Genomic DNA, 25,154 nt, shown 5'->3' with positions numbered 1-25,154 from the left:
TTTGACCCAACGTTGTTAACCCATTTCCAATTTCAGTTTGTCGGTTGATCGGTTGGGATTGCTGCGTCACCAACGGCCTGACTTTATCAGGAATCGGAAACAACAAACGCCCATCAACTCCCCTACCTCAATGGTCTGGAACTTTTCAAAAATCACTTGTTACGGCCTTACGCTACTCGTCCTTAGTTCACTCACGATGTCGTGCAGTCATCGGTCCTCACCAGCAAAGTCCTTCCTGGTCGAAACCGGCGTATCGCAGACACTCGCCAAAGCCAGAAAGCAGCAAATCAGCCAACTGGCGTATGCATTAAAGTTCGACATTCCCACGCAAAAAAACCAGCCTATTCTATCCACCGAAACAATTACTTTTTTCTGGACAGCATCGGGCTCTGACAAAAATGCACTGCAACTTGACTTTAAAGAAGAACGCACTCATTTGCAGGCGGTTTCGGCCAATGGTGCCAGCATTCCGATTGTCTTTGAGAGCGAACATCTGCTTATTTCTACTGCTTTCCTGAAGCCCGGAAAGAATACGATTTCTATTCAGTTTGCTGCGGGGAATTTATCCCTCAATCGCAACGATGAATACCTGTACACGCTGCTCGTTCCTGACCGCGCCCGAACGGTTTTTCCCTGCTTCGATCAGCCCGATCTGAAAGCTACGTTCCAGGTGTCGCTAACCATTCCGTCCACCTGGCAGGCCATGACCAATGCACCCGTGCGTGACTCGTCGGTGGTGGGTGACCGAAAAACGGTCAATTTTCTGACATCAGACCTTATTCCCACCTATCTGTTCTCGTTCGTGGCCGGCAAGTTTACGCCGGTGAGCCGCACCCTGAACCGGCGCCCCATGACACTTCTCCATCGCGAAACGGATTCGACCAAGCTACGCCTAAGCACTGACCTGCTCTTTTCACTCCATGCCGATGCCCTGACGTTTTTGGAAGAGTATACTCAGATTCCGTATCCTTTTCAGAAGTTCGACTTTGTGGCAGTGCCCGATTTTCAATACGGCGGTATGGAACATGTCGGGGCGATCGATTACCGCTCATCGGCTTTATTTCTGGACAATGGCGCCACCCGCGACCAACGTTTATCCCGCGCCCATGTGATTGCCCACGAAACGGCCCACATGTGGTTTGGCGATCTGGTCACCATGCGCTGGTTCGACGATGTCTGGCTCAAAGAAGTGTTTGCCAACTTCATTGCCGACAAGATCATGGAGGTCTCGACCGAAGCATCGGACCGCACCGAGGCCAACTACGACCTCCAATTTGTGGTGGATCATTATCCGGCGGCTTATGGCGTGGATCGTACCGAAGGGGCTAATCCTATTGGCCAGCCATTGGCCAATTTGCAGGAAGCGGGTTCACTCTATGGTGGGATCATTTACCATAAGGCTCCTATTATGATGCGCCAGTTGGAGCAGTTGATGGGCAAAACTGCCCTGCGGGACGGCTTGCGCGAGTACCTCAAAAAATATACGTCCGGCAATGCGAGCTGGGTTGACCTGATCAGCATTCTGGATACGCATACACCGGCCGATCTGCAAACCTGGAATCGGGTATGGGTCAACGAAACCGGCCGACCAAAGTTCAGGTATCAGCTCGACAGGCAGGGTGATAAAATCAGCCGCCTGGTTATTTCACAAACGGCGGAGGATGGTTCGGTTCGTCTTTGGCCACAGGGATTTCAGATTGCCCTGGTTTATCCCGATCATGTGGAGGAACTGACCGTAAATATGACGCAGCCGCAAGTAACGCTCCCGGAAGCGGTGGGCAAGCCCGCTCCATTGTTTGTGGTGTTCAATTCGTCGGGACAGGGCTATGGGCTCTTCCCGGTCGATACCGCGATGCTGCCAAAACTGGCGACGCTTAAAAACCCGGTAACACGGGCTTCGACCTATATTAATCTATACGAAAACATGCTTTCGGGCCAGGGTATAACCCCGGCACAGTTGGCAACCACCTATCGGACATTGCTGGCTAATGAACCCGAAGAACTGAATCTTCGCTTATTGACCAGTCAGCTTTCAGACATTGTCTGGACATTAACCAAACCCGAAAATCGGCCTGCGCTGGCAGCGGCCGTGGAGCAGGATGCCTGGAAAGCCATGGGACAGGAAGCTGCCTCCGGAAAGAAGAAGCTGTTGTTTCGGCTGTATCAGTCGATTGCGCTGAGTACAGAAGCCCGCGACCGGCTTTATACGATCTGGAATGAGCAGAAAGCTCCCGCGGGCGTTACCCTTACCGAAGATGATTACACGGCGCTGGCCCTTGCGCTGGCCGTCCGCGATTATCCGGTCGGTGGCATTCTGACAAAACAACTGTCGCGCATTAAAAACCCGGACCGGCGGAAACGCCTGGAGTTTATGATGCCTGCTCTATCATCGAATGTAGCGGAACGCGACGCGTTTTTTGCTTCCCTTGCCAGTGACGATAACCGCGAACACGAGGCTTGGGTAACAGCAGCTCTTGGGTATCTGCATCATCCGTTACGGGCGGAGACATCGGCCAAATACCTGCCTAAAAGTCTTGATCTGGTGGAGGAAATTCAGCGAACGGGCGATATCTTCTTCCCCGAATCCTGGCTCCGCGCAACCCTGTCCAGCTACCAGACGCCCGAAACGGCGCAACTGGTTCGCAAATTCCTGGCCGACCGCCCAACCTACAATGCGCGTTTACGCGCTAAACTGTTGCAAGCGGCCGACGGACCGTTCCGGGCAAGTAAACTAATTTATTAACCGCGACATGATCGAGGCTGATTTTTGTTCAGGTAAGCAGAAAGCGTTGGCAAAACCAGGACCACGAGTTACCCGATCATCAGAGTTGTCAGCTTTGTCAACGCTTTCCTTTCTGCCTGATTGCTCAGGATGAGTTCGTTTGCAGTCTATTTACTAACGCAAAAAGCCGGACAAACAGTCCGGCTTTTTGCGTAGAAAAGGAGGGGTATTACTTGATTGCTTCCAAAGCGGCCGCAGCTTCAGCGGCTGCAATGGCGGCACTATTTTTCTCGCCGTACTCGTCGCGTTGTGCTTCAAAGTGGGCGAAGATTTCGGTCACTGAATCGACGTTCTCGGCAATTTTCCCGTGCATGGTGCCCAGGTTTTTTTCCAGATACGAGTCATTTAGCCCGTTCATGTTGTCTACTTCAATCTTACCGATTTTCTCGATAAGCGCCGTTTGGCTATTCTGAAGGTCTTCCAGTTCACGAACGATCTTGTTCATCAACTCGAACTTCTGTAATTTATCCATGAGTAGTGTCTCTTTGTTGAGTAATTTATAAACAGGTTGTTGGATAAATGGTTTGATATTGTTTTTTAAAATACCTGTAACCTGTTGATTATAAATACAATAAACCAGAATTTATCTATCTTCTCAAAGAATGGGCCTGGCAGAAATTCGTTCTACATAGTAAGGCTCGACCAATTACTCCGCTGGTTTGCCCTTCTTCCTTTTACCATCTTCCTCCAACGGCTACAGAACACCGCTACTTAAAGCCCTGAGTAGTGTAAAAAACGAACGACACTGAAACGAGTGTACCGGCTACCATACCCAATTAATCTATTGTGGCTTAGATGGGGCTCTACAAAAAGAGGATTAGATACGAATTAGTGTAATAATATACATTCTATATACCAATACTTATATTTCTATTTACGTATAGATATCACTTGTTAACGTAATAATGATTAGATGTTACAAAAAGTATTCATATGAATTCATTTTTACCGAAAAACAGATATTTTTTAAAATAAAAGAAACTTTACAATACTTTTAACCGCCTAAAGAACTCATAGACACCCTATATAAGAGAGTTTTTCCTATAAATGTATAAACTAAATATTACTTTTTAGTACATAGAGTTTACTTACTTTTCCATCCACTTAGTTTCAGTTAATTCAACTTTTATGAGAAAACAATCTACCTGCTTATGCCGGGATTTTTTATTAAATCTCTTTGCATTGCTTCCTCTCTGCCTGTCCCTATTTGTAGCGCCACAGGCCCTGGCCCAATCAGGCAGTGCCACATGTAACACGGTTGTGGCGCTCACAAGCCCAACGTTTAGCAACCTCACCGCTACTTCAAGTAAATTTGGTATTGTAGACGAGTTCGCTAACAAGGGAAATCTGATTGATAACGATCCTACTTTTACAACGGCTACGACCTTTCTGGCTGCTCTTGGAACTTCGGCCTATATAGAAGTAAAAGACAATAACGCTACCGGCGCCAATGTGTATGCTGCAGGTACCTTTGCTGGTTTTATTATCAATAGTACCAGCCTGGCAGCAACTGTAACGATCAAAACGTATCTGGGTAGTAGTGACACCGAGGTAGATAAAAAGGACTTTACTAACCTGGCAGACATTGGGATTCTGGGTGGCAAAACAAAGATTGGCTTAATTGCAACGGCTCCTTTCGACCGAGTTCGCATTGAGTATGGAGGTGTTGCAGGAACGATCAGTGTGTATGCACCCCTGATTGAGCGCTTCTGCGATTCGGCACCAGCACTAGCCTGTAACGTACTCACGACACTAACCAGCCCTACGGTTCCCGTATATGTAAATCCGAATAATACCGGTTTTGGTGGTCTTCTAAATCTTGGTAGCATCACCAATGTTGACAATGCGGTAAGCGCTGATTTGACTGACTATGCATCTATAAGCTTAACGGCGGGTGTAGGATCAGCGGCAACGTTCTCAATCAAAAATGCAATCAACGAATACCCGGGTGGTTCATTTGCCGGTATTGATATTGCGAGCCCCGCCCTGCTGAACCTGGGCGCACTTGGCGGTATCTCCATCTCGACGTATAACAATGGGACACTGGCCCAGACAATATCGGGGTCCAGCCTGCTGTCGGCCAACACGTCGATCACATCAGGTCTAGGTCGTCGGGTCATTGGTTTCCTGACAGCGTCTGACAAACCTTTTGACGAGATAAGACTAACGGTGACCAAATTAGTCGCGGCTGGTATTGAAGAAACAAGAGTATATGGCTTCGTGGTTGAGAAGTTTTGCGCTGGCCCAAGCGTTGCCTGTTCCGACAACACGATTCCTCAGAACACATTGACGCCCCTGGTAGCTCCTGTATCGCCGGTTTATGTCGATGGGAACAACACCGGATTTCCGGGAGCCGCTTGTGTCGCCTGTGCCATCAATAACTCCGCAAACGTAATTGACACGGATCTGACAAACTTTGCCACGGTTGTATTGACAGCCGGTGTGTCAACCAGTGCCACCTTTGCCGTGGCGAATGCGGTGGATACGTATCCCGTCAACAGTTTTGCGGGCTTTGACATTCAAACCAATTCGGTGGTATCGGCAGCGGTTGTGGGCTCGGCAACGATCTCGCTTTATAACAATGGTGCCTTGGTACAGACGGGTACCGGCAATGCCATCGTTGTGGGGGCAACTACGGTTCTACTGAATGGCTTAACCCGCCAGGTTGTCGGTATCGTGGCTACGGTGCCTTACGATGAAGTGAAGATTACATTCCCAAGTTTAGTGGGCGTCAATTTAGGCACGATCAATATCTATAGCGCGATATTTGAGAAGACCTGCGCGGCAACCATCGTCTGTAACACGTCGTATAACCTGAGTAATCCAACCTTCCCGGTTGTTATCGATGCTGCCCGTACTGGCGTTACAGGACTTGTGGCAGCCGCAACGACTATTCAGGACCCCTGGAATGTTGTTTCAGCCTCTGCAACAGATTTTGCAAAGATCACCAACACCGCATCGGTAGGAACAAATGCATCCATAGCCGTGCTCGACCCCATCAGTACCTATCCGACCGGCACGTTTGCAGGCTTTTCGGTTCGGAAAGTGTCAGGTCTTGTCCTGGCCGACCTATTGGGTGCCTTAACGATTACGACCTACAACGATGGGGTGCTCCAGGAAAGCAGGACCGGTAATGGTAGTCTGCTCGACTTGTCAATCACTCTATTCGGTTCGACAAGTACGGCTGCCAACGTTGGTTTTATTACAACCAGACCATTTGATGAAATTCAGTTAACCGTAGCGCCACTGGTTGGTGTGGGTGTATTGGGTGGCAATCTTGACGTATTCGGTGCCTTCGTCGATACGCGCAGCTCGACAGGTGGCGGGCTGGTTTGCGCCTTGAATACAAACCCTGACTTCGCTGTGACCAACAAAAACGTTCCGGCTACAGGCAGCGTCAAAACGAACGATATCGTACCAGCAGGCACAACCTATGGCCCAGCGCCTGCGTCGACGACCCAGCCAGCGGGCTCCTCGCCAAGCCTGACGGTTAACTCCGACGGCACCTACACATTCGTTAGTGCAACACCGGGGGTATATGTCTATTCTGTTCCCGTTTGCGGATCAGGTTTATCAGGAACGGACTGCGCGACGCAAACACTGACCATTACGGTGCTTGACCCAACGGTCAATACCAACAAGCCAGTGGCCAACCCGGATGTTGTGTCTACCACAGGCGCAGCCAGCAATCCATTGGCCGTAACGATCAACGTTAAAGCGAACGACGGCCCAGGTAATGCAGGTGGTACGTTAGGCAATCCAACCATTACAACGCCCCCTGCCAACGGATCGGCAACGGTCGATGGCAGCGGCAACGTGATCTATACACCCAATGCTAATTTTTACGGAACGGATGTACTCACCTATCAGGTGTGTGAAACACCAGGCTCGAACCTATGCGCTACAGCCACAGTAACCATTACGGTGAAGGCACCAGGCAGCACGAACACAACCGTAGCTGCCGACGATTACGTCAGTACGTATCAGGGGCTGGCGGCCAGCGGGAACGTAAAAACCAACGATAGCGATCCTGAAGGCAATACGCAGACGATTACGGCTCAGACCACAACCATCGCGGGGAAAGGTACGCTCATCGTTACAGCGACAGGCAGCTACACCTTCACGCCCGTGGCAGGTGCTACCGGCCCGGTTGATTTCTCCTACACGACGACTGATAATGGCAATCCTGTAGCCAGTGCCAACGGGACACTGCACATCTTGATCAACCCGTTCAATCCCAACCCGGACTTCGTGGTCACCAACAAGAGTGTACCCGTAACAGGCAGTGTTAAAACGAACGATGTGATTCCGGTGGGTGCTACCTATGGACCGGCGCCGTCACCAGCCAGTTCGCCAGGCGGCTCGACACCCTCGTTGACGGTAAACAGCAATGGTACATTTACCTTCAGCAGTGCAATGCCAGGGGTATATGTGTATAATGTTCCGGTCTGCGCACCGGCTCCTCCCACCTATTGCACCACGCAGACATTGACGATCACGGTACTCGATCCGGCCGTAACGACGAACCCACCGGTTGCCAATCCTGATTTTGCGACCGTAACGGGCAGTCCAACGACGCCAGCAGCTACGGTCATCAATGTAAAAGTGAACGATGGACCGGGCAATCCTGGAGGTGTCTTAGGTACGCCTACCATTACCACAGGACCAGCGCACGGCACGGCCAGCATCGACGGAAATGGCAACCTGGTATACACCCCAACGGCGGGTTACTACGGAACGGATATTGTAACGTATCAGGTATGCGAAACGCAGGCGAATTGTGCAACGGCAACGGTTAGCATTACGGTAAAAGCGCCGGGCGCTCCCGCTAACGTAAGCATCAACGACGACTATGTATCGACGGCGGGCGTTACGCCAGCGACAGGTAATGTACTCACGAACGATCTGGGCAATACACTGACGGTTTCGAATCCGGGCACCACGTCGACCTCGTCGGGAACGCTGGTGCTGACGGCAACGGGTAGCTACACCTTCACGCCAGCACCGGGTGTAACGGGTCCTGTCGACTTAACGTACACGGCCTGTGATAACAGCACACCGTCGGTTTGTGGCAGCGCAACCCTGCACGTACTGGTTGGTCAGTCAATGCCTGATCTGACCCCAATCATCCGATTGCCTCAGAATGGGTTTTTGGCTACGGGTAGTGATGCGATCAGAAACATGGCTGTAGAAATTACAGAATTAACCGGCCAGCCAACCTCTAGTGGCAATATAGTGATTACGCTCACGGCTCCGCTTGGTTATACTATAGCTTACGATAATACAATAACTACTACTAGTGTAACTGGTGGCTCCACTGTATCGGTTGATAATACAAAATGGACAGTTATTAACAATAATCAGGACCGCCAACTAACATTAAAGATCAATGCAGGGCAATTTATAGCAGGGAAGGCTACAGCAGTACTTGGCTTTAGTATCAAGCGTAATGCAGTGACATCTGGAAGTATATCTAACATTACGATCAATGTTAACGATGATGTTACAAAAACCTACGATAGTAACCCAGTAAATAATATTTTTGTAAGAATAATAAATGCTTTATAACCTTTTGTTGGCGCTAAGAGTGAATTTATATACTTTTAGCGCCAACAAATCTCTTTTTCTATCAGTTTAACCAGTTAAATAAAAACAAGACGATTATGACCAGAAAACTTTTACTAATGTCGTTAATGAGCATTGGCAGTTGGTATGCGTGTTATGCCCAAGACCCATCTGTTGGCGGCTTCTCAGTCAATCCAAACCCGCTCTCTACTAATTCTACCGGTACAGTGGCGGTCAATATAGGGAATGGAAGTACTACCCCTATCTCGGTGACAAGCAATACAGCCTGGACAATAAACCTGCCACCTAATATTGGCGTTACCACCGCCGGTGTTACAATCAATCCAACTTCAGCCAATATTACGTCCACCGTTGGGACTTATAGCCCTACTGTAGGTACAATTATTACATTGAACAGTACTCAGGGGGTAATTGGTAATGCCGATATTGTAGTAACGGTTAATGTTATTGGGATACAACCAACATCTGCCCCTGCTCAAATCACCATTAACGCAACTACCAGTCCAGCTGTAGGAACCAATAATCCTACAAATGACAATGCCTCAACACCAATCACTGTTACCGGTCCTCTGCCCGTAGCACTGGTTTCCTTCACCGCGAAAGCGCAGGAAAATCGTACGGTGGCCGTAGCCTGGACAACATCGCTGGAAACCAACAACAAAGGCTACCTGGTTGAACGCAGCAAGGATCTCAAACGTTTTGAGCGCGTAGGTGAAGTGAGCGAACTGGCTGCCACAAGCAATTCGCTGAAAAATTACCAGTTGATCGATCAGACGCCCTACTCAGGCACCAGCTATTACCGGTTGACCCAAACGGATCTGAGCGGTAAAACGACGGTTTTCCCAGTGGCGTCTGTTGTCCTGCGGGAAGAAGCATACGGGGTATATCCTAACCCGGTGGTGAGTGATGGTCAGTTTACGCTTCGTCTGGATGAGCCCGAAACAGCAACGGTTGGTTTCTTTGGCGCCGATGGCCGCCCAATGTCATTCCAGAAAACGGGTATTCAATCGGGCAACCTGCTATTGAAAGCAACGGGTAAGTTATCGGCTGGTGTTTATGTACTTACCGTGGAAGAGCGGGGACAGACGCGTCAGCATCGCATCGTTGTTCAATAAGCAAGGCTGTCAACTTACTCATTTCACCACATTTACTTTTCTTGTCTCATGACTACAAAGACTGTACATATATCGGCTCCTACGCCAAAAAAAGCCTACAAAACGCCCAAGCTAAAATCACTGGGTAGTGTTAAAAAACTGACGTTAAAAAGTGGGTCAGCTACAGACGGCTTCGGTTCATTTGCCACAGCATAAAGAAAATGCAGCCGTTGTCGGCCAACGGCTGTAGCACAGACGACGGCCAAAACAATACCTCATTTTTTAATTAAGCATACCTTTGAGCTTGATTTGCCTGCATCTTGGCGAATCAAGCTCTTTTCATTACCTTCAAATCTAATTTAGTCCGTATCCCTATGCCCTTTACGCTTAACACACGCGTTCATTTACTGCCAAACCAGTCCTCTTCTGTACTGGGCAACGAAACCATTCTTTTGAATTATGAGGCTGGCAATTATTATGAACTGAATGAAGTCGGTGGATTCATCTGGGCTCTTTTACAGGACAAAAAAAGCCTGCTGGTTCACGAGATTCAGGCGCAGTTGCTGGAGGAGTTTGATGTAGAACCCGCCGTTTGCCAGAATGAGTTAATGCTGTTTCTAGACAATCTACTCCGTGAAAAGCTTATCGAAGCCCGCGAATAGCGCAGCAAAATTCGTATCCCTGAGCGGACGTAAACAATGGCTGCTGGTCAAGGTCTTTGGGGTGCTTGCCACTTACAAATGCCTGCTACTCCTCTTTCCTTTCAACAAATTCCTCAAGGCCACCGGAAAGGCCGCTCAACCTTCAGAAGCCCTGTCCGGCGCATTACTCACCGATACCGTTTGGGCTATTCAGGTAGTGAGTAACCGGATTCCCCTCGGCTTCACGTGCCTGATACAGGCGCTTAGTGCAAAATGGCTGCTTCATAATCACCCGGATGTACGCGTATGCATTGGCGTTCACAAAAACATACAGCAGGATTTTTCGGCACATGCCTGGGTCGTCTATAAAAACAAAATTATCCTGGGCGAACAGGCCAATCAGGTATTCGAACCCATCCTGGACTGGAATTGAGTACCATTTCTATACCCCATATGACGGTTGATCTTTCTCCTGAAGTAACACTACTTGTAATGGCCTGTTCGGTAGAGCTACCGGCCGAAAAAAGAGACAAGATTACTCACTTCATCAGCCAGCAATCCATCGACTGGAACCGCCTGTATACCCTGGCCGAGCGGCACCGGCTAAAGCCTTTTTTGTACCGGTCGCTCCGTCAGATAGACACGGTTCCCAAGCCCTTCATTGCGGCTCTCAAGCAGGATTGCCAGGTAACGACAACCGACAATCTGATAAAACTGCATCAGTATCATGGTGTTGCTGCGCTACTGGCCGACAACGGAATCGAGCATCTGCCACTCAAAGGAATATACCTCGCCGAACACGTTTATCCGGACAGCGGCCTGCGCATCAGTGGCGATATCGACATACTCATCAGACCAAACGATGTCTTTGCCACAATCGACTTGTTACAAAAACACCAATATCATTTATCCGAAAAACAAGAGTTACAATGGCGGCAGGGCGAGGAACGGATTCTTTCCGATTTGTTTGAAGTAAGCTTATTTAAGCCTTTTTTCAACGATAGCCAGTTTGATATCGACATGCACTGGCAAATTATGGGTTTCAACCAGCGCTATGCGCTGTTCGACCTGGCTTATGTGCAGGCGCAACCCTCGTTTGAGGCCGAACGGAAAATCGTCTTACTGGCAACGCATCATGGCGTCAATAATATCTGGCAACAACTCTATTACATCAATGATTTGTATTTCACGCTGGTCAAGGCCGATCTGAACTGGCCGTGGTTGCTGCAGGAACTAAGCCGATTTGGGTTTAACGAAGTTTTCCTGGCAGGCTTATACTGGTGTCAGCAAATCTGGGATTTACCATTGCCCCCGGCCGTTCAGAAACTGGTGACTACACCCAAAATCCGTTCACTTGCCGAAGCCTATGCAAAAAACTGGGAAACCGAAAAACCCAGGGAATTCAGCTATCTTATTATAGCGCAATTGACACTACTGCTCAAAGCACAAACGTCCGTTGGCAAGCAGTTGAAAACGTGTGTTACGTTTCTTACCAGCCGCGTGTTCAGATACAGTATGTTCAGAGTTGGCAAACGCCTGATTTACATCCCTAAAGAAGCCGGATTTATCACCCTTTTCATTCGCGCCACCCAGTCTCTGTTACGGTTTCTGCCAGGCCGTCGCAGATAGCTATGCAGGCTCAACCCTTTTGGGGAAATGAGCCCAGCCAGAGCGCCAGGTAAATAATACGGCTCAATAGCCAGTTATACCGGGTTTTCTGCTTTACGGGTATCCTGGCGTTGAAAACCACACGCACAATTTTAGCGAAAACAGCCCGATCGATGACGCCCCAAATGGGATGGTCTGCGGACGAAAACTGTTCGTGGGTAGCCTCATACAGTTGTCGCGCCGACACATTGCCGTATTCCACAAAGTTGGCTTTTGTATAACGGTTTATAATGGCCGAAGGCATCAAGGTATGTAGTCCATTTCGAATCAGACCCCGGCCGCGCCCTTTATCGAAACAAACCTCCAGGGGCGTTGCTAACCCTGCTTCAACAACATGCTTATCGAAGAAAGGAAAGGAGTATGTATGGCCGTAGTGAGCACCAATATGGTTCAGTTGCTCAGCACAAATGACATTGGTCGTATTCAAAATCTGATTTACCGGAACTGGTCGGCCCTGACTCAACTCCGTCGTTAGTGGCTCGGTCGATACGGGTACCCGGCGGGCAACGCGCTGTTTAAAGTCCTCACTAAACGCATTATCGAGTAGTGTCCGATGGGCCAGTCTAGCCTTGACCCGCCGGGCAGCGTAGCCAAGAATTCCCGCCGTCGACAGGCCAAAAATTTGTTTTTGCCGGCGTAATTGGCTCAGAAATTCACCAGAGGACTGCTCCCGGAACCGTTTCTTCAGGTTCGCTCCGAGGATACTCAACGCATAGCGTTCAAATTCTTCATCATTTCGCAACCGGGGCGGATTGGCAACAAAATCTGGTGGGTATCGGTGATCAACGTACTGGTGGCAGGCGGCCTGCAACATGTTCCAGTCGCTGGCATCGAGCAATTGATCCAGGAAATCAAATCCAGTGGCGATTACACTGTCGCCGTCATGCCCGGTCAGCAGAATATCGCAGCCAAGTTGACGGGCTTCCTGCGAAACACCCAGGTGAAAACTGGACGGAATAATGAAATGGTCGGGCCGGTCGAACAACTGATTAATTGTCAGAACGGACTCCAGCACATCCGCTTTCGGGTGAACGGTATGGTGTTGCGGCTGCCACTTACTGATGAATGCCCGAACGTATTCAGACTCATCCGTAGACGCCAGTCCCGTGTCAATATTGAACGTATGCAGCCTGGGGCGCTGCTGTTTTTCCAGCAGCGACTGCGCCACCGAACTCACCGACGACGAATCCAGTCCACCACTCAAATGAGCGCCCACCCGTTTTTTCCCAGTCATCCGCCGTTCGATAGCCGCCGTAAACGTGTCGTGAAATAGCTCCGAATAATCTTCAGGACGAGTCAGGTCACCGTATAGGTTCGGGTTGATCTTCCAGAAAGGGCGAAGGTCCAAACCCTGTGCAGTTACCTCGATGTAATGACCGGGCAAAAGACTGTAGATGGATTCGTAAAAGGTTTCTCTGCTATAAGGCACGTAACTCGTTGTCCAGGTCAGATACTCCCTGAACTTGCCTTCATTCGGTTTTACTGCAACTTCCCGCAGGGTCAGCAACGCCTTTATTTCGGAGGCAAAGGCGAAAAAGCGGCCGGGCTGATGGACATAATAAAACGGCTTTATGCCCAGCGGGTCACGAGCGCAAACAAGCGTTTGGCGGCTGGCCATCCACAGGGCAACGCTAAAATCGGCATTTGTAGCATTGAATGAATCGGGGCCATCCTGAGCAAACATCGATGTGAATACGTTGTCTTGCTCCGCATTGACAAATAGATCTGCATCAGTTACGGCACGTGTTCCCGTTACCGAATTAATCTCAAGAGTACTCTCAAAGGACAGCAACACCCCCCGCTCAACAGCCTGACGACTGACCTCGCCCCGATGGGCCAGCGACTTGATCATTCCAGCAATTTCGACTTCAGGCACCTCCTGTCCATCAAATCGGATAACTCCTGCTATTCCACTCATAGTATCACGTCCAGACAGAAAACCTGGTTTTCTATATTCCCAAAGCTACCTAATTTAATTCATGTTGCACGGTTGTCGCCCAGCGAACGAATGTCGCTTACCATGGGGTCAGGTTTAAGAATTGCACCACATCCGCGGACGGTCGGCGACCCGGCTGACCCCACGAACGTCAAACACCTACTTAACTAAACCGGCTACTAACTCTCGATCCGACCTGAGGTTACATTTTAGCCCGTAACCACCTATCTTCGTGCATCCGTATTAAATCACGTACAGTCAAAACGCTGGCTGTGTCCCCACTGGGTAATCTATTCTCTTCGTCAATTGAACATGCGTAAAAGCAGTCGTTTATACAATGTATTTATTCTTCTTGGTTTACTTGGCATCATAGGCGGTTGCCAGACGAACAGCGATCCTGCTCCCGATGATTCGGCGTATTATCCCCTTCAAACCGGCGATTACTGGGTGTATCAGGTTACCGAAGAGACGTATTCGCTCACCAATGGCGCCACCACACGGGCCTTTCAGCTTCAGCAAAAGATTGGCAGCTCATTTACCCGAAATGGGCAGGTATTTTTTCAACTGGAAGAATCTACCCGCCCATCAGCCCAAAATGACTGGCAGATCAGTGCCACGCGCACCGTGTATAAAAGCCTTTCGGAGGTTGTCAGTCAGGACAACAACGTACCGACGATCAATTTACTTTTCCCCGTTTCCGCCACTACATCCTGGAATATCAATACGTATAACGGCTCATCCGATACGCTAACGCTTCAATACCAGAACATTGGCCGTCCATTTGCCGCGGGTAAGTTAACGTTCGATCACACCGTTTCGGTTGTCGGGCCGAACGATTCGACGCTAATCAATTTAACTAAATACCAACGGGTCTATGCGCAGAACGTAGGGCTGGTGTACCGTGAAGACGCAGCCCTGGCGTATTGCCAGTCAACCCCCGATTGCATCGGCAAGGGCAAAATCGACTCGGGTACACGACAAAAATGGGTATTGATCGCGAGCAACCGGGTACCTTAGTGCTGCCAGACAACTTTGCCCGAATGCAGTTCGGTGTGCCCATCTGTATACGTTAAGCGTAGCGAATACAGGTACATGCCGGGCGCCGTCCCCTGCCAGAGAACCGAATTTTTTCCGGTCGATACGGGCAAATTAGTCTCGAAGACCGGCACACCCGCCTGATTGTAGATTAATAAACGGGACTCTGTCGGCAACTCCTTCACATTCAGGTTTAACTCGAACTTTACGTAGGTGCTTGCCGGGTTCGGATACGCCACAAACGTAATTGGCTTGTCTTCCGCTAATACATCAATAGCAAGCGTATAAGGCGGCTGCGTACGATTGCCGGCGGCATCTTTGCCAAACACGATGAGCTGATAGCGGCCGCCTGCTGCGAGCGATAAATTGGTCGTTATCTGTAGTTGGTTTGCGGATACCGCCGATACCGAAAAGGACGACGTCGCCAGCTTTTGGGGCGTGCAGGTTTCGCAACTTTTCAGGTACACATCCACAGCACTGGTATCTTTTGGCGAGAGCGGATTCTCATCCAGAACATAAACGTCCAGGCTTGGGTGCAGCCCAACCACGGCCTGATTCTCCCTCATTTTCCCATCCACAAAGACGTTGATTTCCGGGCTGATCCGGTCTGGTAAGCTATTAATCGGATAGCTGGTGCTACTCTGCGCCTGTGTCCAGTCAATGTCCAGTGTGGCGCTATTATTGGTCTTACTTAGCTCGACAACCTGATTATCGGGGTCGATGGACACCTCTATTTTCTGCAAACGCTCGTCTTTAGCCAGCGTATACGTCAGTGTGTCGCGGTACCGGAAGGCGTTGAACCGAATTGTACTGGTCGTAGCTACCGAATTGATCGTCTTTTTCACCCTCAGCGAAATCGCCTGCCCCGCCACGTATTTGCCAAGGTTAGCCAGCGGAATAACTACCCGAAGTGAATCGCTGTTTTTAAGCGAACTGCCAACGACTTTAGCCTGGATGTAGATGCCTTTGGGCTCGATGGTAAAATCGGGGTTGGGTAGCGGATACAGGCTAATGGCGGGGTCGCCCTGCAAGAGCATCTGCAACATAACCGAGACATCGTAGGGATCGACGCCTTCTTTCTCCAGCGCCATATTCAGTTGCTGCTGCACTTTTCCGAAAGGCACATTGAGCGTGCTGGCATCGGTATACAAGCTGCTGTACAGTTTTGTCAGGTAGCGAGTGGTGGGTTGCTGAAAACTCCAGTAGGTATGGGCCAGCACAATCCCAGCGCCTTTTTGCGGAGCCAGCAGCCAGTCTGTCGAGAGGGTTTTGAAACTGGAGAATATCTCCCCCACCCCACAGCCATTGAAAATCATTAGTGGGTAATTCTGGTTACGAAAGCCATTTTCGGGGGGCGAAGCAAAGCCAAAATTCATGTCCGTGACGGCGGGTCCGGCATGCCCGAAAAACGTAATCAAACTAACCCCGTCATTGACCAGCGGAGTGATGTTGATCGGCTCTACTTCGTCGAGTGTACTTTTGCTGAACGAGCTGATTTGCCCGCCCAGAAGCCCATTGCTATAAATGGTACCGATGCCCTTCAATGCCTCCCGAAGTCCCGCAGCTTCGGGCGCACTTTTTCCCCCGCTAATGTGCACGATGTGCTTCCGCCAGAGTCCGTTCGGCGTTGCTTGTTCGAGTTGTTTTACTTTCTCCAGATACGCCAGCACCTGCTCATTGGTAGTCGCGTTGATCCGGCCAGTTGGGATAGAGGGCGTATTGATCGGGTAATTACCCAGGCCGGACGTGATCAGAATATCGGAACCGGGATAGCCAACCGTTGGCACCAGGTCATCCGTTGCCGTTTTGGTTGTATAGGGATAACTATTTGCGCGCCCCACCAGCAATAGGTTTTTTACGGCCGTGTTCGCCAGCACATAATCCGCAAAACGACGAAGCGCCAACGGGCTTTTCTCCCCATAATTGAACTGGTCGAACAGCGAATCGGACTCAACGATAAAAGGCTTGTAGCCTCCGCCTTGAGCCGACGCCCGATAGCTGGCATACGCAACCGCCGACTGCCGGAGCGATGCATGTGTGATAATAAGATAGTCCGCTGTTTTAGGAATAGCTGGCGACAGCTTGACCGACTGAATAGCCAGTGGTTTATTGATGCGGTTGGTTACGAGTATGTCCCGGTTCCGGGCCGCTTCACTGACCACAATCTGCGTTTGCGCTCCGGTGGTTTGTGTCGTTAGAAAACGGCAGTTAGCCCGGTCCGTAACATCATAGACAATCGATGCAGCGGGTACATTGGCCACCGACATGAGTGCGGTCGAACTGCCGTTGGCTGGCAGGTGAAATACTTTGGTTGGCAGACCGGCCATGTCCAGTAGTTGCGGATAGGAAACCTTCAGGTAGGTGATCGAATAATGGTTGGTAAAGCCGTTTTTAGCCGCGTTAAACTGAACCGTAAGCTTATCGTTCTGAATGGACTCCGGCCTTACGGTTGCCTGAAACGTCTTGCTGTCGAAGCCCGTGAACGAAAGAGGAGCTATCGACGACGTTGTTGCCGCATCGAGTTGGACCTGTATCTGGTGGATCGTATTATCCCGGCCGTTGATCATTCCCTGCACCGAAATGGGCCAGTTTGCCGACACTCGTCCCGGCAATTTCATCTGAACAATGCCTACCGAATCAGGGGTAAGAATACGCCCCGACCAGCCTTCGCCGGGCTCGAAGTAGCTTTGCTGCAGGTAAGGCTCCAGCCCTTTCAGGTTATTGAAGGTATACTCACTGGTAAACGCCTGCACCGTTTCTTCGACGTGAAAAGCAACCGGCGACGAGCCCTGCGACGATGTGTTCAGTTCGGGCATTCGTTTACCGGGCACCGTGGCACCGCTGGTCAGGAAGTAAGCCGACTTATCCGAGAACAGGGTTTGATAGGGGTGTAGTCGTTGCTGCGGTCGGTAAAGCAGGGAATCCTGGGTACCGTCATTTCCTTCGCCATAAAACTCAATATAATCCTGAGCACCGAACACGCCATCCTGCTGACCGACAACCCGAATGGCTATTTCCTGACCTCTAAAAAACAGTTGCCAATTGATCGGGTTTGCCAGGAGAAGCGAAGCATCGGCTGCCTTAATATCGTCGTAGCTAACCCGATAAATACCAGCCTGGTTGACGGATAATTTAAGGTATTTCTGGCTCGCCTGTATCCATTCATTACCAAATCGTTTTTGGCCATTTACGACCAGCGTGCTGACCAAAAACAATAGAAGAAGTAACCCTTTTTTCATACGCAGATGAGCCTTATCTGGCCTTGCACACCCCGACGGGATGTTACCAATGTTTCTCAAAGATAACGAATCGAATTCATTAAATAGGTTAGTATCCAGTCTCGAAAAAGCTGTTTATCTTCACTAGCCCGTTGATTCTTAAGGCCATGCTGAGTAGCCGACAAAACCATTACTATGCCTGATGTAATTAAAAGTCAGTGGCCTATAATGATTTAAGTGACGTTAGCAACCCGTGATACGCACCAACTCCGCAAGAATCGGGTTTATCCCGACGCTGTTTCCTACGACCTTTGTTCAGGTCAAACAACACAAACACCATGAACACCAACAGCAGCCCCTATACGTATCAACAAATCGCCCGTGCTATTGAGCAATTAACGGCTACGTTCCGTCAGCAGCCTTCGCTGGGTGAGCTGGCCGAAAAGGCGAATCTGAGCGAGTTTCATTTCCAGCGGTTATTTACGGAATGGGCCGGTGTAAGCCCGAAGAAATTCAGCCAGTACCTGACGCTCGAACATGCCAAGACAAGGTTGCGTAACGGAGCGGCTTTGGCCGATGCGGCCTATGAAGCGGGCCTGTCCGGGACGGGTCGGTTACACGATCTGTTTGTAACCATCGAAGGCGTAACACCCGGTCAATTTAAGCAGGCAGGCTCGGGCCTTAAGCTGGCCTACGGGCTGTTCGAGAGTCCATTTGGCCAGTATGTGCTGGGCGCGATTAATGGAAAAATTGCCCTTCTGCACTTCCTGAACGCGGGTGAAGAACCCGAAGCCATCTTAACAACGGCCTGGCCCGAAGCATCCTATGAGAACAATCCGGCGGCTCTACAGCCGTTGGCAGATCAGATCTTCCCGTCAATGGCGGCATCAACCGTTGGCAGCGAACAAACCACGCAGTCGTTGCCAAAGCTACCCGTTCTACTGCGCGGCTCTACATTTCAACTCAAGGTATGGGAAGCGCTGCTGAAAATCCCGGAGGGCCAACTGGTTAGTTACGACCAGATTGCCACTGACATCGGGCAACCCACAGCCTCCCGGGCGGTCGGAACAGCGATTGGGTCGAACCCAATCGGCTATCTGATTCCCTGCCACCGGGTCATAAAAAAAACGGGCCTTTTTGGTGGGTATCGCTGGGGTGTCGACCGCAAACAAGCCATGCTCGGCTGGGAAGCCGCCCAAACCGATAAATAAGCGCTAGACCATGAATTTGACCACCCTCGACTGGCCCCTGTACCGACAGACTCTGTCCGAAACGGGATTTACCCTGTTGCCATCCGTCCTATCGGCCGATGCATGTCAGGAAATGGCCGACCTGTTCGATACGCCAGACTTGTTCCGCAAAACGATTGTTATGCAGAAGCATGGATACGGCAGTGGCGAGTACAAGTATTTCAATTACCCATTGCCTCACGCGATCGACGCGCTTCGACATCAGTTATTCAGGGAGTTAGCACCGGTAGCCAATGACTGGCATGCTAAGCTCGGCATCAATCTGCGTTACCCAACTGACCTCGACGAGTGGCTCAAAACCTGCCACGGAGCGGGCCAGACGCGCCCAACACCCCTGATTTTAAAATACGGACCGGGCGACTGGAACGCACTCCATCAGGATATGTATGGCGAACTATACTTCCCGTTTCAGGCCGTTTTATTTCTAAGTCAACCCGGTAAGGATTACAGGGGTGGCGAGTTCGTTCTGCTCGAACAACGTCCCCGAATGCAATCGAAAGCAACTGTTTTACTACCGGAGCAAGGGCAGATTCTGCTCTTTACCACCAAATTCAGACCAGCCAAAAGTGCACGGGGTCATTACCGTGTGGCCATGCGGCATGGAGTCAGCGACGTTAGGGCGGGAAACCGCGTTACGATTGGGTTGATCTTTCATGATGCCGCATGATTCGGCACATCGAGCTGGGCCCAACGCCCTTTTCCAGATTACGAGCGTTAACGGGGCTTGTGCGTATGGGCCGGGTCAGGTTTGGTGGCCATCGGCCCGGCAAAATTTACGGCCTGCTGACATGCCGCGCGGGCAAGCGCATGAAGGTCGATAACCGCGTCTTTTTTCGGGATGAAGCCGAGGCCATTCAGGCAGGATACCGGCCCTGCGCCGTTTGTATGCCCATCCAATATAGAGCGTGGCAGCGGGAGCAGTAAAAGCTGTCAATGATTTACTCTTTATTTTGACCAAGTATCAGTCAAACCATACGCTAATGCCTTTTTCACTCACTCGTTTACGCTTCTCCCTGATTCTCATCATCGCCTTCGCGTTGCCCGCTCAGGGGCGAATTATCCGTATTGAGATCACCAGCATTCAGTCGCCCACGTTTGAGGGTAAGGCGTTTGGGCGCGTGGGCGCTTACGAAAAACTGCGCGGCAAAGCCTATGGCGAGCTGGACCCGACCAGCCCGCAAAATGCACTCATTACGGATATTGCCCTGGCACCGCGTAATGCAACCGGTATGGTAGCGTATGTAATGGATATTTACATTCTTAAACCCATCGACCTCAGCAGGGGCAACCACAAACTTTTTCTGGAAATAAATAACCGGGGCGGCAAGCTCATTGGCGGGTTCAACAAAAGCAGTGGCGGCAACGACCCAACCACCGCAGCCCAGGCCGGCGAGGGCTTCCTGATGAACAGGGGCTACACCCTGGCCTGGAACGGATGGGATTTTTCGGCAGCACCGACCAATAACAACCTCACTATCAGCGTACCCATCGCCCGAAACCCCGACGGATCGTCCATCACCGGGCCGTCCTACGAATATATCTCCTTCGACAACGCAACTTCACTGACCTACTCGCTCGCGTATCCAGCCGCCACGCTGGATCAATCCAAAGCGACACTTACGGTGCGCGATCGGTTAGGTGATCAGCCTGCCATTATTCCGGCCGATGGCTGGGAATACGCGACCGATAAATCCATTCGGTTGTTACCAGCCGGAACGCCTTTCCGGCAAAGTGCCATTTATGAGTTCCATTACACCGCTAAAGACCCCGTTGTGGCTGGGATAGGCTTTGCCGCTACCCGCGATTTCGTCTCCTTTCTGCGGTACGCGGCCACCGATGATTTTGGCAATCGAAATCCACTGGCCAAAGACATTCAGTACACGTTTTCGTATTCAGTCTCGCAACCTGCCCGCTATGTCAATGATTTCCAGACGCTGGGTTTCAATGCCGACGAGCAGAACCGACGGGTGCTGGATGGCATTGAAAACTGGTTGGGCGGAGCCAGTGGCATTGCCCTTAACTACCGCTTCGCCCAGCCATCGCGGACGGAGCGAAACCGCCAAAATCATTTGTACCCCGAAGGCGTTTTCCCCTTCGCCTACCCCATCCTGACCGACCCCCTTACCGGAAAAACCGCCGGGCGTCTGGCGTGGTGCACCGCCAGCAATACCTGCCCGAAGGTAATGGAAATCAACTCCGCCAACGAATATTGGGTAAAAGCTGCTTCGCTGTTGCATACCGACAGCAAGGGCCAGGATTTGCCGGACCCCAAAAACGTTCGATTTTATCTCGTATCCGGCGCACAGCACGGAACAGGTAATGAAACCAGTAAGGGCATCTGTCAGCAATTCCAGAACCCAACCAACGGCGAACCGGCCTTGCGGGCCCTCTTTGTGGCGCTGGATGCCTGGGTGACAACCGGTATAGCCCCACCGGCCAGCCAGGTACCCCGGCAGTCAACCAAAACGGCGGTTGTGGCCGTACCGCAACCAGGCTCTCAAACGGGGGTGGTGCCGCAGGACGCGCTTGGCTGGCCTACCCTTCCGGGCGTGACCTACACGGGCCTGGTCACCACCCGCTTCCTGCTCGATTTTGGCCTCTCATCTGATCAGGGCATTTTAACGGCCTTTCCAACTACTGTCGCCGGGCGACCCAGCTATGTCAGTTTCGTTTCGAAGGTCGATAAAGATGGCAATGAAGTGGCTGGAATTCGGTTGCCCTCCGTTGCGGTACCCATTGCTACCACCACTGGATGGGCATTGCGCCGGTCCGAATACGGTGAGAACGACGGTTGCGAAGGAGCAGGTCAATACATTCCCTTTAAGGCGACCAAAGCCGAACGACTATTGACCAACGACCCGCGCTTGTCGATACAGGAGCGTTATCAAACGCATCAGGGCTACGTGGAGGCCATCCGAAAGTCGGTGCAGAAACTGGTCGAACAACGGTTTTTACTGGCGGACGATGCGGCCGTGTATATCAAGGGCGCACAGGAAAACAAGATGTAGTCCCTCCATTGCTCAGTAAACTACTTTTTTCAGTACCTGAATGCTTCGTTCCAGTTCCTCTTCTGAACTCGACGCAAAGCCCAGTCGCGTTCCATTTAGCTGCTGACCAGGTGGGTTATGGAAAACCCCATTCGACAAGGTCAGCCCTTTCCGGGCGGCCCGTGTGGCCAGGGCTTCCATGTCGATAGCCGGGTCGAAACGGGCCCAAACGGCCAGCCCGCCATCCGGTTTGGCAAACTGAATTGCATTTGGTAACTCATTGGCCAGCAACGCACAAAAATGATCCCGACGCGCCTGATACGTACGCAAAGCTTTGCGAAAATGACGCTTTAGATCACCCGTTTTGAACAACTGCCCAAGGGCAAATTCGAGCATCGGATCGCCTTGCCGGTCAATGATGCGCCGAAACCGGGCCAACTCGTCGATCAGCGCCGTTGGGGCCACCACATAGCCAATTCGAAAGGCCGGTGCCACCGATTTAGTCAGTGAACCGACGTATACAACCATGCCTCGGCGGTCGGCGCTGGCCAAGGGCAAAATCGGTCGGCTGAGGTAGTGAAAATCATAATCGTAATCATCCTCCAGAATGACAAATCCATACTGTTCAGCCAGTTGCAGCAACCGAACACGCCGACTGGGGTGAAGCGTTACCGTTGTGGGGTAATGGTGGTGGGGCGTTACAAACACCAGGCGAATCGGCTGCTGTTCGCAGGAATCAGCCAGCTTATCGAGGTTGATGCCGTGTTCATCAACGGGCACAGTCAGTACGGTAGCCCCCGCTTTTCGGAAGTTCATGGTCGCACCGGCCCAGGTCGTTTCGCCCGTTACGACCACGTCGCCGGGCCGCAACAGCACCTGGCTGGCGAGGTGCAGGCCCATAATACTGCCCCGCGTAATGAGTACATTATCAGGACTCGTTTGCAGGCCACGGGTTTCGTTCAAATGCAGCGATAGCTGTTCCCGAAGCAGCAAATGCCCTTTGGTGTCTCCATAGCCAAAGTGCTTCTGTGGATTTCCCCACCGAAAATAGGATCGATAGGCCCGACTCAACTCGTCCATCGGTGCCAGCCGAATATCGGGAAAACCATCGTCCAGATGCAGACCAGCCTGCATCGTCAGCACGGGCCGAACCAGAAAGTCAAGTCTGTCAAAGTCATAGCCTGGTTGCCCGTTGGCTACACTGTTTTTCACGATGGGCTCATCACCCGTCATTAGGGGTTGCGGTTTTACGTCGGGCAGGTGAGACGCGACATAGGTTCCACTACCAGCGCGGCTTTCGAGCCAGCCCTGTGCTATTCCTTCGTCATAAGCAGCCACCACGGTCTGGCGATTCAACACCAGCAGATTGGCCAGTTGGCGTGTGCCGGGCAGCCGTTGACCTGGCAACAACGTTCCTGCCCGGATCAGTTGCCCCAACTGATTGCTGAGTTGCACAAAAATAGGCAGTGGCGATGCCTTATCGAGTTGGATCAAGGATTTTAAAGGCACCATAACCGGACTAGTTTATTTATAAAAACCGGACGATTTACATAGACCACTAAAGCAAGACATTTGTCACATAAAAAACAAGAAAGCCAATGCAAACCGCCCGCACAACACCCAGTCGTTCGGCCAAACGTGCCCATTACGACGAAGCAACCATCAATCCCATCCTGGATGAAGCCCTGTTCTGTGTCGTCAGCTATTCGATTGACGGACAGCCAATGGCCATTCCGACGGCCTACGCCCGAAAAGACGACAAGCTTTACATACACGGGTCGGTGGGGAGTCATTTTATTCGTATGATCGAGCAGGGGAATCCCGTTTGTATCTCGGTCATGCTCACGGACGGATTGGTGCTGGCCAAGTCAGCGTTTCACCATTCGGTCAACTATCGCTCGGTAACAATTTTTGCCAATGCCCGGAAAGTAACCGACGAAGCCGAGCGTATGGAGGCATTGGCACTCATCACGGATCACCTGATTCCGGGCCGTTGGAATGACCTGCGCCCCACAACAGACAGTGAAATGCGTAAAACCACCGTGCTCGTTTTCTCGCTGGCCGAAGCCTCTGCCAAAGTTCGTTCGGGTGGTCCGATTGATGAGCCCGAAGATGAGGAGCTACCGACCTGGGCGGGTGTCATTCCCCTGCAAACCGTACGGCTGGCACCGATTCCCAAGGAAGGACAGTCGAATTGTTCATTACCTGATTACCTCGCCTGACCCGTACTGACCTACCTTATCGCATCGCTGGTATCAGGAAATAAAATCACAGACCTTATTCATTATGTATATCCCAAAAGCTTTTCAGGAAACTGACCGCGACACGTTGTTCCAGTTTATCCGAAACCACTCATTCGCCTTACTGGTCAGTACCGGCGACGACGGAATTCCGGTAGCCACCCATCTGCCGATCGAGCTTATGCCCACCGCCGACGGTCAATTTGCGTTGGTCGGACATCTGGCAAAGGCCAACCCGCAGGGGAAGCTTCTGGCTCGAAGTACGCCTTCGCTGGCCGTATTTTCGGGGGCTCACAGTTATATTTCCTCGTCCTGGTACGATCACGTCAATGTGCCTACCTGGAACTACCTTTCGGTGCAGGTTACGGGCCGGGCAAGCCTCCTGACGGAGGATGAAACCCTGAATTTCTTACGGCAGCAAGTCGACAAATACGAGGCAAAATCAGCCTGTCCCGTATCGGTCGAGAGCATGACGGAGGGGTATGTACGGAAAGAAATGCGTGGCCTTGTTGCCTTCTCGATGACCATCGACACGATACAGGGCGCAGCCAAACTTAGCCAAAACCGCGACGACACTAACTACAAAGCGATTATCTCCGAACTTCGGCTGACAGGCGACCCCACCGCTGATGCGCTGGCAAACGAAATGGCAGCCCGACGCCCTTCACCTCCTACTCTACCGAATCCGATAATCAACGCCCGATGACGCTCATAAAC

Annotated in this window: 18 protein-coding genes; 14 read left to right on the top strand and 4 right to left on the bottom strand. The window is 51.2% G+C overall.

The genetic code is table 11. From position 1 onward, the window contains the following. Nucleotides 1–130: 130 nt before the first annotated feature. Complete coding sequence (locus tag ACYVAM_RS16760; protein ID WP_461068988.1) at nt 131–2,743, top strand: M1 family metallopeptidase; 2,613 nt, start codon at nt 131–133, stop codon at nt 2,741–2,743. Nucleotides 2,744–2,951: 208 nt separating this feature from the next. Here the strand turns inward: ACYVAM_RS16760 and ACYVAM_RS16755 are convergent, their stop codons facing one another. After that, nucleotides 2,952–3,254 carry a hypothetical protein gene (locus ACYVAM_RS16755; protein ID WP_461068986.1) on the bottom strand — a complete coding sequence of 101 codons (303 nt, stop codon included), beginning with the start codon at nt 3,252–3,254 and terminating at the stop codon, nt 2,952–2,954. A gap of 656 nt (nt 3,255–3,910) precedes the next feature. On the opposite strand from ACYVAM_RS16755, the gene ACYVAM_RS16750 reads away from it, so the two are divergent. The 6 genes from ACYVAM_RS16750 to ACYVAM_RS16725 all read left to right on the top strand — a co-directional run bounded on the left by ACYVAM_RS16750 (nt 3,911) and on the right by ACYVAM_RS16725 (nt 11,732). Continuing rightward, the gene (locus ACYVAM_RS16750) at nt 3,911–8,350 is read left to right on the top strand and encodes a beta strand repeat-containing protein (protein WP_461068984.1); all 4,440 of its coding nucleotides are present in this window, start codon (nt 3,911–3,913) and stop codon (nt 8,348–8,350) included. 95 nt (nt 8,351–8,445) lie between these two features. After that, nucleotides 8,446–9,483: a T9SS type A sorting domain-containing protein gene (locus tag ACYVAM_RS16745; protein WP_461068982.1), complete on the top strand. Its 1,038-nt coding sequence runs from the start codon at nt 8,446–8,448 to the stop codon at nt 9,481–9,483. A gap of 48 nt (nt 9,484–9,531) precedes the next feature. Beyond that, a complete protein-coding gene (locus ACYVAM_RS16740; RefSeq protein ID WP_461068980.1) occupies nt 9,532–9,678 on the top strand; it encodes a hypothetical protein in 147 nt (48 codons plus the stop codon). 158 nt (nt 9,679–9,836) lie between these two features. Then, on the top strand, nt 9,837–10,124 hold the full coding sequence (locus ACYVAM_RS16735; RefSeq protein ID WP_461068978.1) for a PqqD family peptide modification chaperone: 288 nt from the start codon (nt 9,837–9,839) through the stop codon (nt 10,122–10,124). Then, nucleotides 10,096–10,536, top strand: a complete 441-nt coding sequence (locus ACYVAM_RS16730; protein ID WP_461068976.1) for a lasso peptide biosynthesis B2 protein — start codon at nt 10,096–10,098, stop codon at nt 10,534–10,536. Before ACYVAM_RS16735 ends, ACYVAM_RS16730 begins: the two co-directional genes overlap by 29 nt. 20 nt (nt 10,537–10,556) lie before the next feature. Beyond that, nucleotides 10,557–11,732 (top strand): nucleotidyltransferase family protein, encoded by a 1,176-nt coding sequence (locus ACYVAM_RS16725; RefSeq protein ID WP_461068974.1) that lies wholly within the window; start codon nt 10,557–10,559, stop codon nt 11,730–11,732. Between the two features lie 10 nt (nt 11,733–11,742). Here the strand turns inward: ACYVAM_RS16725 and ACYVAM_RS16720 are convergent, their stop codons facing one another. Then, nucleotides 11,743–13,689, bottom strand: a complete 1,947-nt coding sequence (locus ACYVAM_RS16720) for an asparagine synthase-related protein (protein ID WP_461068972.1) — start codon at nt 13,687–13,689, stop codon at nt 11,743–11,745. A gap of 330 nt (nt 13,690–14,019) precedes the next feature. On the opposite strand from ACYVAM_RS16720, the gene ACYVAM_RS16715 reads away from it, so the two are divergent. Then, entirely contained in the window at nt 14,020–14,724 is a 705-nt protein-coding gene (locus ACYVAM_RS16715) for a hypothetical protein (RefSeq protein ID WP_461068970.1), read from the top strand. Here ACYVAM_RS16715 and porU2 read toward each other — a convergent pair. Next, nucleotides 14,721–17,981, bottom strand: a complete 3,261-nt coding sequence (gene porU2, locus ACYVAM_RS16710; protein WP_461068968.1) for a putative type IX secretion system sortase PorU2 — start codon at nt 17,979–17,981, stop codon at nt 14,721–14,723. The genes ACYVAM_RS16715 and porU2 overlap by 4 nt on opposite strands. A gap of 317 nt (nt 17,982–18,298) precedes the next feature. Here porU2 and ACYVAM_RS16705 point away from each other — a divergent pair, with 317 nt between their 5' ends. Genes ACYVAM_RS16705 through ACYVAM_RS16690 form a run of 4 tightly spaced genes read left to right on the top strand, consistent with a single transcriptional unit; the run spans nt 18,299 to nt 22,218 of the window. Continuing rightward, nucleotides 18,299–19,171 (top strand): methylated-DNA--[protein]-cysteine S-methyltransferase, encoded by an 873-nt coding sequence (locus tag ACYVAM_RS16705; RefSeq protein WP_461068966.1) that lies wholly within the window; start codon nt 18,299–18,301, stop codon nt 19,169–19,171. Between the two features lie 10 nt (nt 19,172–19,181). After that, nucleotides 19,182–19,877 (top strand): 2OG-Fe(II) oxygenase, encoded by a 696-nt coding sequence (locus tag ACYVAM_RS16700; protein ID WP_461068964.1) that lies wholly within the window; start codon nt 19,182–19,184, stop codon nt 19,875–19,877. Further along, nucleotides 19,874–20,134 (top strand): Ada metal-binding domain-containing protein, encoded by a 261-nt coding sequence (locus tag ACYVAM_RS16695; protein ID WP_461068962.1) that lies wholly within the window; start codon nt 19,874–19,876, stop codon nt 20,132–20,134. Before ACYVAM_RS16700 ends, ACYVAM_RS16695 begins: the two co-directional genes overlap by 4 nt. Nucleotides 20,135–20,190: 56 nt before the next feature. Then, complete coding sequence (locus tag ACYVAM_RS16690; protein WP_461068960.1) at nt 20,191–22,218, top strand: alpha/beta hydrolase domain-containing protein; 2,028 nt, start codon at nt 20,191–20,193, stop codon at nt 22,216–22,218. Nucleotides 22,219–22,230: 12 nt separating this feature from the next. Here the strand turns inward: ACYVAM_RS16690 and ACYVAM_RS16685 are convergent, their stop codons facing one another. Further along, on the bottom strand, nt 22,231–23,709 hold the full coding sequence (locus ACYVAM_RS16685) for an aminotransferase-like domain-containing protein (RefSeq protein WP_461068958.1): 1,479 nt from the start codon (nt 23,707–23,709) through the stop codon (nt 22,231–22,233). Nucleotides 23,710–23,795: 86 nt separating this feature from the next. Here ACYVAM_RS16685 and ACYVAM_RS16680 point away from each other — a divergent pair, with 86 nt between their 5' ends. Further along, a complete protein-coding gene (locus tag ACYVAM_RS16680; protein ID WP_461068956.1) occupies nt 23,796–24,419 on the top strand; it encodes a pyridoxamine 5'-phosphate oxidase family protein in 624 nt (207 codons plus the stop codon). 64 nt (nt 24,420–24,483) lie between these two features. Continuing rightward, nucleotides 24,484–25,143 (top strand): FMN-binding negative transcriptional regulator, encoded by a 660-nt coding sequence (locus ACYVAM_RS16675; protein ID WP_461068954.1) that lies wholly within the window; start codon nt 24,484–24,486, stop codon nt 25,141–25,143. The last annotated feature ends 11 nt before the right edge of the window (nt 25,144–25,154 follow it).

Source organism: Spirosoma horti, from assembly GCF_054776595.1.
The sequence above is the reverse complement of the archived record's forward strand: the minus strand, read 5'-3'. Positions and strand labels throughout refer to the sequence as shown.

What these genes read in the sequence shown, in the direction of transcription:
- ACYVAM_RS16760 (WP_461068988.1), top strand. Translation starts at nt 131, where the DNA reads ATGGTCTGGAACTTTTCAAAAATCACTTGTTACGGCCTTACGCTACTC.
- ACYVAM_RS16755 (WP_461068986.1), bottom strand. Translation starts at nt 3,254, where the DNA reads ATGGATAAATTACAGAAGTTCGAGTTGATGAACAAGATCGTTCGTGAA.
- ACYVAM_RS16750 (WP_461068984.1), top strand. Translation starts at nt 3,911, where the DNA reads ATGAGAAAACAATCTACCTGCTTATGCCGGGATTTTTTATTAAATCTC.
- ACYVAM_RS16745 (WP_461068982.1), top strand. Translation starts at nt 8,446, where the DNA reads ATGACCAGAAAACTTTTACTAATGTCGTTAATGAGCATTGGCAGTTGG.
- ACYVAM_RS16740 (WP_461068980.1), top strand. Translation starts at nt 9,532, where the DNA reads ATGACTACAAAGACTGTACATATATCGGCTCCTACGCCAAAAAAAGCC.
- ACYVAM_RS16735 (WP_461068978.1), top strand. Translation starts at nt 9,837, where the DNA reads ATGCCCTTTACGCTTAACACACGCGTTCATTTACTGCCAAACCAGTCC.
- ACYVAM_RS16725 (WP_461068974.1), top strand. Translation starts at nt 10,557, where the DNA reads ATGACGGTTGATCTTTCTCCTGAAGTAACACTACTTGTAATGGCCTGT.
- ACYVAM_RS16720 (WP_461068972.1), bottom strand. Translation starts at nt 13,689, where the DNA reads ATGAGTGGAATAGCAGGAGTTATCCGATTTGATGGACAGGAGGTGCCT.
- ACYVAM_RS16715 (WP_461068970.1), top strand. Translation starts at nt 14,020, where the DNA reads ATGCGTAAAAGCAGTCGTTTATACAATGTATTTATTCTTCTTGGTTTA.
- porU2 (WP_461068968.1), bottom strand. Translation starts at nt 17,981, where the DNA reads ATGAAAAAAGGGTTACTTCTTCTATTGTTTTTGGTCAGCACGCTGGTC.
- ACYVAM_RS16705 (WP_461068966.1), top strand. Translation starts at nt 18,299, where the DNA reads ATGAACACCAACAGCAGCCCCTATACGTATCAACAAATCGCCCGTGCT.
- ACYVAM_RS16700 (WP_461068964.1), top strand. Translation starts at nt 19,182, where the DNA reads ATGAATTTGACCACCCTCGACTGGCCCCTGTACCGACAGACTCTGTCC.
- ACYVAM_RS16695 (WP_461068962.1), top strand. Translation starts at nt 19,874, where the DNA reads ATGATTCGGCACATCGAGCTGGGCCCAACGCCCTTTTCCAGATTACGA.
- ACYVAM_RS16690 (WP_461068960.1), top strand. Translation starts at nt 20,191, where the DNA reads ATGCCTTTTTCACTCACTCGTTTACGCTTCTCCCTGATTCTCATCATC.
- ACYVAM_RS16685 (WP_461068958.1), bottom strand. Translation starts at nt 23,709, where the DNA reads ATGGTGCCTTTAAAATCCTTGATCCAACTCGATAAGGCATCGCCACTG.
- ACYVAM_RS16680 (WP_461068956.1), top strand. Translation starts at nt 23,796, where the DNA reads ATGCAAACCGCCCGCACAACACCCAGTCGTTCGGCCAAACGTGCCCAT.
- ACYVAM_RS16675 (WP_461068954.1), top strand. Translation starts at nt 24,484, where the DNA reads ATGTATATCCCAAAAGCTTTTCAGGAAACTGACCGCGACACGTTGTTC.